The sequence below is a fragment of the Tamilnaduibacter salinus genome (assembly GCF_003096655.1).
In the GTDB taxonomy this organism is placed as follows: Bacteria; Pseudomonadota; Gammaproteobacteria; order Pseudomonadales; family Oleiphilaceae; genus Tamilnaduibacter; species Tamilnaduibacter salinus.
This window is the reverse complement of sequence record NZ_QEKQ01000014.1, coordinates 1-8,170: the sequence shown is the minus strand read 5'-3', so window position 1 is coordinate 8,170 and position 8,170 is coordinate 1. Positions and strand designations below refer to the sequence as shown.

Annotated in this window: 6 protein-coding genes; 4 read left to right on the top strand and 2 right to left on the bottom strand. The window is 61.2% G+C overall.

From position 1 onward, the window contains the following. Nucleotides 1-163: 163 nt before the first annotated feature. Nucleotides 164-1,018, bottom strand: a complete 855-nt coding sequence (locus C8D92_RS15445) for a DUF2971 domain-containing protein (protein WP_116919934.1) — start codon at nt 1,016-1,018, stop codon at nt 164-166. A gap of 223 nt (nt 1,019-1,241) precedes the next feature. Between C8D92_RS15445 and C8D92_RS15440 the strand changes: the two genes are divergently transcribed. Further along, on the top strand, nt 1,242-2,201 hold the full coding sequence (locus tag C8D92_RS15440; RefSeq protein WP_116919933.1) for an integron integrase: 960 nt from the start codon (nt 1,242-1,244) through the stop codon (nt 2,199-2,201). A gap of 39 nt (nt 2,202-2,240) precedes the next feature. Here the strand turns inward: C8D92_RS15440 and C8D92_RS15435 are convergent, their stop codons facing one another. Next, nucleotides 2,241-2,582, bottom strand: coding sequence for a 4a-hydroxytetrahydrobiopterin dehydratase (locus C8D92_RS15435; protein ID WP_095611654.1), 342 nt, complete (start codon nt 2,580-2,582; stop codon nt 2,241-2,243). A 138-nt stretch (nt 2,583-2,720) separates the two neighbouring features. Between C8D92_RS15435 and imuA the strand changes: the two genes are divergently transcribed. Genes imuA through C8D92_RS15420 form a run of 3 tightly spaced genes read left to right on the top strand, consistent with a single transcriptional unit; the run spans nt 2,721 to nt 7,958 of the window. Next, nucleotides 2,721-3,413 carry a translesion DNA synthesis-associated protein ImuA gene (gene imuA / locus C8D92_RS15430; protein ID WP_116919932.1) on the top strand — a complete coding sequence of 231 codons (693 nt, stop codon included), beginning with the start codon at nt 2,721-2,723 and terminating at the stop codon, nt 3,411-3,413. A gap of 4 nt (nt 3,414-3,417) precedes the next feature. Further along, nucleotides 3,418-4,827, top strand: a complete 1,410-nt coding sequence (locus tag C8D92_RS15425) for a Y-family DNA polymerase (RefSeq protein WP_116919931.1) — start codon at nt 3,418-3,420, stop codon at nt 4,825-4,827. 8 nt (nt 4,828-4,835) lie between these two features. Further along, the gene (locus C8D92_RS15420; protein ID WP_116919930.1) at nt 4,836-7,958 is read left to right on the top strand and encodes an error-prone DNA polymerase; all 3,123 of its coding nucleotides are present in this window, start codon (nt 4,836-4,838) and stop codon (nt 7,956-7,958) included. Nucleotides 7,959-8,170: the final 212 nt, after the last annotated feature.

Sequence of the window (8,170 nt, the reverse complement as noted above, 5' to 3'; positions counted from 1 at the left end):
GCATGGTGGAAGACGGGTCCTTGTCAGCCAGCGATGGGTCGATGCTACCAGAGCCGGATCGGCGATTGCGGGACTTTTTCTACAGCCTCAACGCCACGCATAACGGGCCGGTTTGTGGAGCGACCAGCGGAACAAAACGGTCCCGTTGATGCGCTTGTTAACTCTAGCGGACTTTGCCTGAAAGATTGCTGGCTTCTGTTGTAGCCGATGGGTTGTATTTATCCACTAGCGAACTAACTATCATTTTCTGAGCTTCATCCATCTTTGGGCCCAGCACTATTTCCATTTTTGAAAAAGCTTCATCAGAAATATCTAGATAGAAATATTCCCTTGACACACCCTCCCCAATACTTCTTAGCCTATTTATCATCAATTCGTGGTACTCCTCTACAGGCATTTTGTCCGCCAAGCTTCGAGGAGCCGCATTAAAACAGTTAATCCGGAACCGCCATTCTTTTTGAAACGACCATACCGTGCTTTTGTACTTTGCAATCTCATGAGTGGAAATCTTGGTATTATTTTTTTCTTTGTCGTACTCTAGATATGCACGGTTTAATACACTTTCATCATCAGTATAGACAACCGAAAAAGGCCAAACATCTTCATTAAAAGAAGTCGGCATTACAAAATAGTCTTCCCCATGAAGGTCTTCATAAGGCAGATAGGAGTAGAATTTAATTTTTGCACCTGCAGGCGCTGAACTTGTATCTGCTAGTTCTAAAAAAGAGGGGATATCCTCTTTACAGAAAGAGTGTTTCTTGAACATTTCGGTTGGCAATTTTATTCTTACGCCGCACATCTCTTTGGTGTACATATGCCACAAAGGTATTGATTCCTTCGGGTCAGACGTCCAGCAACTGACAAAATAGTACTTCCTCCAATCAACCGGATCAGTGGAGCTCCCTTCTGTCATATCATCTAATAGATCCAACCTCGAGAACCGGATCTTTCTCGATGACAAGATGTGCGTAAGTCCCTCTAGGCTCGTGTAGTGATACAGTGCTTCAGGTTTATCCATATTTCTCTTTTGAGTTAACAGTGATTAGATCGCGCTCTGCGATATTGGATGAACTTGAGCGCTTGATAACTCCGCATCACGGCGCGGTTCCTCCGGAGCAAAAAGCTCAGAATAGCAACACCTTAGCTTACCTCGCTCAAGCCTGCCATGTATTCGCTTGACTTCTCGTTTTTGCTCACACAATACTACTGCACAAATAAACAGTACTGCAGAAGGAGCGAGCATGGAGGCGCGCGAACCACGGCTGCGAGATCAGTTTCGGGCCGTCATCCGGGTTAACCGGTACAGTATTCGAACGGAAAAATCCTACTGGTACTGGATTCGGTACTTCATCCGCTTCCATAGGATGACGCATCCCCGCGAGATGGGTGCTCCAGAAGTGAACGCTTTTCTGACCTGGCTCGCGGTGGAGCGAAATGTCGCGGCAGCAACCCAGGCTCAGGCCCTGAATGCACTGGTGTTTCTTTATAAACAGGTACTGGGATTGTCACTTGGTGATATCGGCGAGGTGATTCGTCCCAAAAAGCCGCGGCGTCTACCGGTGGTTCTGTCTCACCAGGAAGCCATGGGAATCATCGGTCGACTCAAGTCTCCTTACCACCTTCTTGCATCTTTGATGTACGGCGCAGGTCTTCGAGTGACGGAAGCCTGTCGATTACGGGTGAAAGACCTGGATTTCAATCAGCGCTTGATTATCGTCCGTGATGGCAAAGGGTCAAAAGACCGGACAACCTTGTTGCCCGAAACCCTGTCAGCGGAACTCCAGAACTGGGTAAAAGAGATCGAGACAGCCTGGAAGCAAAGGGAATCCCTCTATCGAAGTGCAGTGAGCCTGCCTTTTGCCCTGGCCCGCAAATATCCCAGTGCCGGCACCTCCCTGAGCTGGCAATGGCTGTTTTCCTCTTACCGACTCTGTACGGATGACCTTGGCAATGCAGTGCGTCACCACATACACCCCAGCGCCGTCCAGAGAGCAGTCAGGTTCGCGGTCAACGAATCAGGTATTGGCAAGCCTGCCGGATGCCATACATTCCGGCATACCTTTGCCACGGAACTGTTACGCCGGGGTAGCGACATCCGAACGGTTCAGGATCTTCTCGGGCATACGGATCTGCGGACAACGCAGATATACACGCACGTACTTGGTCAGGGATTTGCGGGCGTTCGTAGCCCGTTGGGGTGAGGAGCCCCGGGCAACGCAGGCCCGGAGCCGTCTGACCATTTACCCGTTAAACAACTGATCCGTCCGGGCAGCCATGATGAAGTCGTTTTTGTGGAGTCCGCCAATTTTGTGGGTCCACCAGCGGACGGTGACTTTGCCGAATTCCAGCAGGATGGCGGGATGGTGGCCTTCCGCTTCGGCGAGGTCGCCGACTTTGTTGGTGAAAGCCTGGGCCTCGGCGAAGTTCTTGAGTTTGAACACTCGTTGAAGCTGTTCCTCGCCATCCAGTGTGACGAGCTCCCAGTCCGGCACGTCCGGGTGCAGCTGCTTCTTCTCCTCTTCCGTTACGGTCGGTGCATCAGCCCGGCAGGCTTCGCAGGCCTGTTCCGTCAGTGCGCTCATTGGCGTTCTCCTATTCTGGAAGATGTCTCTGTTCACAGTGGCGCCGGATGCGGTTGAGATCAACCCCTGATCTTGCTTGCATTCCGGCTCAACCCCGAATACTGTATATTTATACAGTTTTGGTTTGAGGTAACCATCATGAGTGAACTGCTGGATCATCTGATGCAGGAGGCCAGCGTCTGGCAGGGGCGCCGGGCCGCGTCGCAACATCTGTCCGTGGAGGCCACCGGGCATCCTGAACTGGACCACTCGCTGGGTGACAGCGGTTGGCCGCGTGGGGCGTTGAGCGAATGCCTGCTGGCCCATGAGGGCATCGGGGAGCTGCAACTGGCACTACCACTGATGCGCCGGGTGACGGAACGCGGGCAGATGGTGTTCTGGGTGAACCCACCGCACACCCCCTATGCTCCGGAACTGAACCGTCAGGGCGTGGGGCTGGATCAGGTGGTGGTCGTGCGCACAGAGGATGACGGCGACCTGCTGTGGACGCTGGAGAACTGTCTTCGTTCGCCGGTGACCGGTCTGGTGATGGCCTGGCCGGGGCGACTCACCGCGCGCGCCATCCGACGGCTGCAACTGGCCGCCGAAGCCGGCGATAACGTCTGTCTGCTGTTCCGCGCTGAGAAAGAAGCGATGCAGAGCTCTCCGGCCGCCCTGCGCCTGAAGGCGTCTCCGGTCTCCGACACGGCCCTGCACCTGGACATTCTCAAGCGCCGGGGGGGCTGGCCCGGCCAGTCCTGCGCGATCCGTCTAGGTGATCGCACCGGTCTGCCGGAAGCGACAGCGGCCGAATCCGTGGTCGCCGGTCCCTGGCAGGGAGCGGGAGCCTGACGCAGTGCTGTGGCTGTACGTGCATTTCCCCCATCTGCTGCTGGATCATCTGCGCGCACACCGGTCGGACGATGCGCCGCTGGTGGTCGCCGGCTCCAATGGTGCGCTGGTGGAGCAGGCCTGCCCACAGGCTCAGGCACAGGGCATTACTCCGGGCATGCGCCTGAAAACGGCCATCAGTCTGGCGCCGGAACTGGTCCCGGTTGAGCCGGACCCGGAGCAGGCCGACCGGGTGCTGGAGCAACAGGCACGCTGGCTGTATCGCTACGCTGCGCGCATCACGCTGTATCCGCCTGATGGGTTGCTGGCCGAAGCGAGCAGCCTGGAGCGGCTGTATGGCAGTGCGGCGGCGTTCTGGCGCAGCGTGGCTCAGGCGCTGGACGAGCGGAGGCTGACCTACCAGATTGCCCTGGGTAAAACGCCGCTGGCCGCCCGGCTCTGTGCCCGCCAGGGCACCGGCGAGCGCACGACGTCCGAACCGCACCTGAACGCACTGGTGGCCGCCCTGCCCCTTCACGCACTGGAGCTGGACGCCACTACGGAAAAGCGCCTGCAACGGCTGGGGCTGTCCACCCTGCGCGAGGTGCAGCAACTGCCCCCGGCGGAGGTGGCCCGGCGGCTGACGCCGGAGACGCTTGCACACATCCAGCGCCTGCAGGGCGAGCGGCCGGACCCGCAGACGCCCTGGGAGCCGCCCCACCTGTTCCGGGAGCAGGTGGATTTTGTGCGGGAGGTGGAGCAAAGCCAGGGGCTGCTGTTTCCGTTGCAGCGCATTCTGGAAGAGCTGGAAACCGACCTGCGCTGGCGTCAGGAAGACACGGACACTCTGTCACTGATGCTGCGCCACCCCAACCAGCCCCCCACCCGTCTGCGCATCCGGACGGCCGGCCCCGAGCACCGGGCGGGCGCGTTTCTGGAGCTGATCCGGCTGCGTCTCGATCAGCAGCCGCTTTCGGCGCCGGTGCGCTCGCTCGTGCTGGTGGTGCGACGCTTCCTCTCACGACAGGCCGGCACGCCCACGGACCTGCTCGGCGACGGGGAGGATCGGGCGGAAGCCTGGCAGACGCTGGTCAGCCGGTTGCAGGCGCGACTCGGGGATCAGGCACTGCATCGGCTCTCGCCACAGGCGGATCACCGCCCGGAGCGGGCCTGGGCGGCCACGGGCATGCGTTCAGGCACCACCACCGACCGCCTGGTGTCACCGCCCCGTCCGCTCTGGCTCCTGCGACAGCCGCGCCCGCTCAGCCACGCGCCCACAGACTGGTTCAGCGGCCCGGAGCGCATCAGCGGCGGCTGGTGGGACGGCGAGCGGGTACTGCGGGATTACTACATCGCCCGGCTGGACACGGGCCAGCTGGCCTGGGTGTTCCGGGATGTGCGGGACGGCTGGTTCATTCACGGCTGGTATGGGTAGCGACCACCATGGGTTATGCGGAGCTGCACTGCTTCTCCAACTTCACGTTCCTGACCGGCGCCTCTCACCCCCATGAACTGGCCGAACGGGCGCAGACGCTCGGGTACACCGCGCTGGCGATCACTGATGTGTGTTCGGTGGCGGGCATTCCCCGGGCCTGGGCGGCATTGAAGGACAGCCCGGTGAAACTGATCACCGGCACGCACCTGAGAACCGATGATGCCCCGGAACATGGCGTCGCGCCCGAGTTCGTGCTGCTGGCCCGGGACCGCACCGGCTACGGCCAGCTCTGCCGGCTGATTACCACGGCCCGGCGCCGTGCGGAGAAGGGGCACTGGCAGCTGTGGCTGGCTGACCTGGACGACCACGACCTGACCCATTGCCTGTGCCTGTGGGCACCGCCCTCCCCGCTGGTCACGGGCACAGACGCCGCCCGGGCCACCGGGCAATCGCTCCGGGAACGGTTTACAGAGCGGTTCTGGATTCTCGCCGAACGGACGCTGGAAGCCGGTGAAGAACCGCACCTGGCGCGCATCCGCGCACTGGCGGACGCGCTGGAATGCCCCGTGACGGCGGCCGGGCAGGTGCACATGCACCATCGGGAACGCCAGCCACTACAGGATGTACTCACCGCCATCCGCCACCGCACATCGCTGGAGCAGGCCGGGTATCACCTGTTCCAGAATGGCGAGCGGTATCTACGCCCACTGTCGGTGCTGCAGCGTCTGTATCCCAGCGACTGGCTGGAGGAGACCGTCCGCATTGCCGATCAGTGCACCTTCGAGCCGGGCAGCCTGCGGTATGAGTACCCGCCGGACCTGGTACCGCCGGACGAGACGCCAGCGGATTATCTGCAGACGCTGGTCCGCGAAGGCGAGCAGTGGCGCTACCCGGAGGGCACCCCACTGTCGGTTCAGGCCGCCCTGAAAAAGGAACTTGGCCTGATCAGCGAGATGCGCTACGAGCACTATTTCCTGACCATCCACGACATCGTCACCTTCGCCCGGCGCCGGGGTATTCTCTGCCAGGGACGCGGCTCGGCGGCCAACTCCGCGGTGTGCTACTGCCTGGGCATCACCGAGGTGGACCCGAGCCGGGTGGAGCTGCTGTTTGAGCGCTTCATCTCCAAAGACCGGGACGAACCGCCGGACATTGATGTGGACTTCGAGCACCAGCGCCGTGAAGAGGTGATGCAGTACATCTACCAACGCTACTCCCGGGAACGGGCCGCGCTGTCGGCGACGGTCATCCGGTATCGCCCACGCAGCGCCATCCGGGATGTGGGCAAGGCGTTGGGGTTTGATCCGGCACTGGTGGAGCAGTTGCTGGACGGCATCGACTGGCGCGACCGGGAAACCGACTGGTGCCAGCAGATTCTCGATAAAAAACTGACCCGTCACCATCGCGTGGCCACGCAGTTCTTCATGCTGGTGAACACGCTGCTGGGCTTTCCCCGGCACCTGTCCCAGCATGTGGGGGGATTCGTGATCAGCGCCGGACCGCTGGCCGAGCTGGTGCCGGTGGAAAACGCGGCCATGGCCGACCGCACCGTCATCCAGTGGGACAAGGACGATCTGGAGAGCCTGGGCCTGATGAAGGTGGACGTGCTCGCACTGGGCATGCTCTCCACCATCCGCCGGGCGCTGGAGCAGATCAGTGAACAGCGCGGCGCGCCGTTCGGGCTGGCTGACATCCCCCAGGAGGACCCGGCCACCTACGCCATGCTTCAGCGGGGCGACAGCGTCGGTGTGTTCCAGGTGGAGTCCCGCGCCCAGATGAACATGCTGCCCCGGCTGCGCCCGGAAACCTGGTACGACCTGGTGATCGAGGTGGCCATCGTCCGGCCCGGTCCAATCCAGGGCGATATGGTGCATCCCTATCTGCGCCGCAAGCATGGGCTGGAAAAAGAGAGCTACCCCAACCCGGAGGTGGAACGGGTGCTGAAACGCACCATGGGCGTGCCGATCTTTCAGGAGCAGGTGATCAAGCTGGCGATGGTGGCCGCCAACTTCTCGGCCAGCGAAGCGGACCGGTTGCGCCGGGCCATGGCCGCCTGGAAAGCCCACGGCGACCTGACACCCTTCCGGGACAAACTGATCCGCGGCATGCGCGAAAACGGCTATGACGACGAGTACGCTGAACGCCTCTACCGGCAGATCTGTGGTTTTGGCGGTTATGGGTTCCCGGAGTCCCACGCCGCCAGTTTCGCGCTGCTGGTCTACGTGTCCGCCTGGATCAAGCAACACTATCCCACGGCGTTCTACACGGCGCTACTCAACAGCCAGCCCATGGGGTTCTACTCTCCCTCCCAACTGGTACAGGACGCCCGGCGACACGACGTCACCGTTCTGCCCGTGGATGTCAATCACAGCGACTGGGACCACCGGCCGGACCCGCTCGGCCCGTCGGACAGTCACCCGGCGTTACGACTGGGTCTGCGCCAGGTCAAAGGCCTCCGGGAATCGGCGGCCCATACACTGGTGGCACGCCGCCCGGCCGGGGGTTACCGCAGCGGGTCGGATCTGCGACACCGCACCGGGCTGGACCAGAGTGACCTCGAAGCACTGGCCGGTGCCAATGCCCTGCGGGGCATCAGCGACCATCGCCACCAGGCCTACTGGCAACTGCTGGACCGGGACACCCCCGCCGCCCTGTTTGTCCGGGACGAACCGGACGAGCCCTCCGACGACCCGGTCGCCCTCCCCACACCCACCGAGGGCCAGACCATTCTCGCGGATTACCAGAGCCAGGGCCTGTCACTGGAGCGCCACCCCATGGCATTACTGCGGGAGCAAGGGGCGCTACGCCACTGCGTCAAAGCAACGGATCTCAAACATCAGGAATCCGGCCGCCCGGTGCAGGTGGCCGGCCTGGTCACCGGCCGCCAACGCCCCGGCTCCGCTTCCGGCGTGACCTTCGTGACCCTGGAGGACGAGACCGGCAACGCCAACATCGTCGTCTGGCTCAACACCGCCCGCCAACAACGCCGCCCGCTGATCACCGCCCGGCTGTTACTCGTCAAGGGCGTGCTGGAACGCGAGGGAGAGATCACACATGTGATGGCGGGGAAGCTGATTGACATGAGTTATCTGATTGAAGAGCTGCCGGTGAGCTCGCGGGATTTTCATTAACGACAGAAAAGACGGAGTGGCCACGGAAACCACGGAAACGTCCTTCGGACGAAAAAGCATTAGAAGATCGGACATCGTTTGGCTCCCGAGATACCCCTCTAGTTTTTTCTCTTTTACTTCCGAGATGGGATGGTCTCCTCCCCACTCCATAGCGGCGTCGCTATGCGCCAAGATAGATGTTGCAAACACTATCGACGAGTTAAGGAGGAGAC

Bases quoted from the DNA above. Each gene is read 5' to 3' on its own strand.
- C8D92_RS15445 (WP_116919934.1), bottom strand. From the start codon at position 1,018: ATGGATAAACCTGAAGCACTGTATCACTACACGAGCCTAGAGGGACTT.
- C8D92_RS15440 (WP_116919933.1), top strand. From the start codon at position 1,242: ATGGAGGCGCGCGAACCACGGCTGCGAGATCAGTTTCGGGCCGTCATC.
- C8D92_RS15435 (WP_095611654.1), bottom strand. From the start codon at position 2,582: ATGAGCGCACTGACGGAACAGGCCTGCGAAGCCTGCCGGGCTGATGCA.
- imuA (WP_116919932.1), top strand. From the start codon at position 2,721: ATGAGTGAACTGCTGGATCATCTGATGCAGGAGGCCAGCGTCTGGCAG.
- C8D92_RS15420 (WP_116919930.1), top strand. From the start codon at position 4,836: ATGGGTTATGCGGAGCTGCACTGCTTCTCCAACTTCACGTTCCTGACC.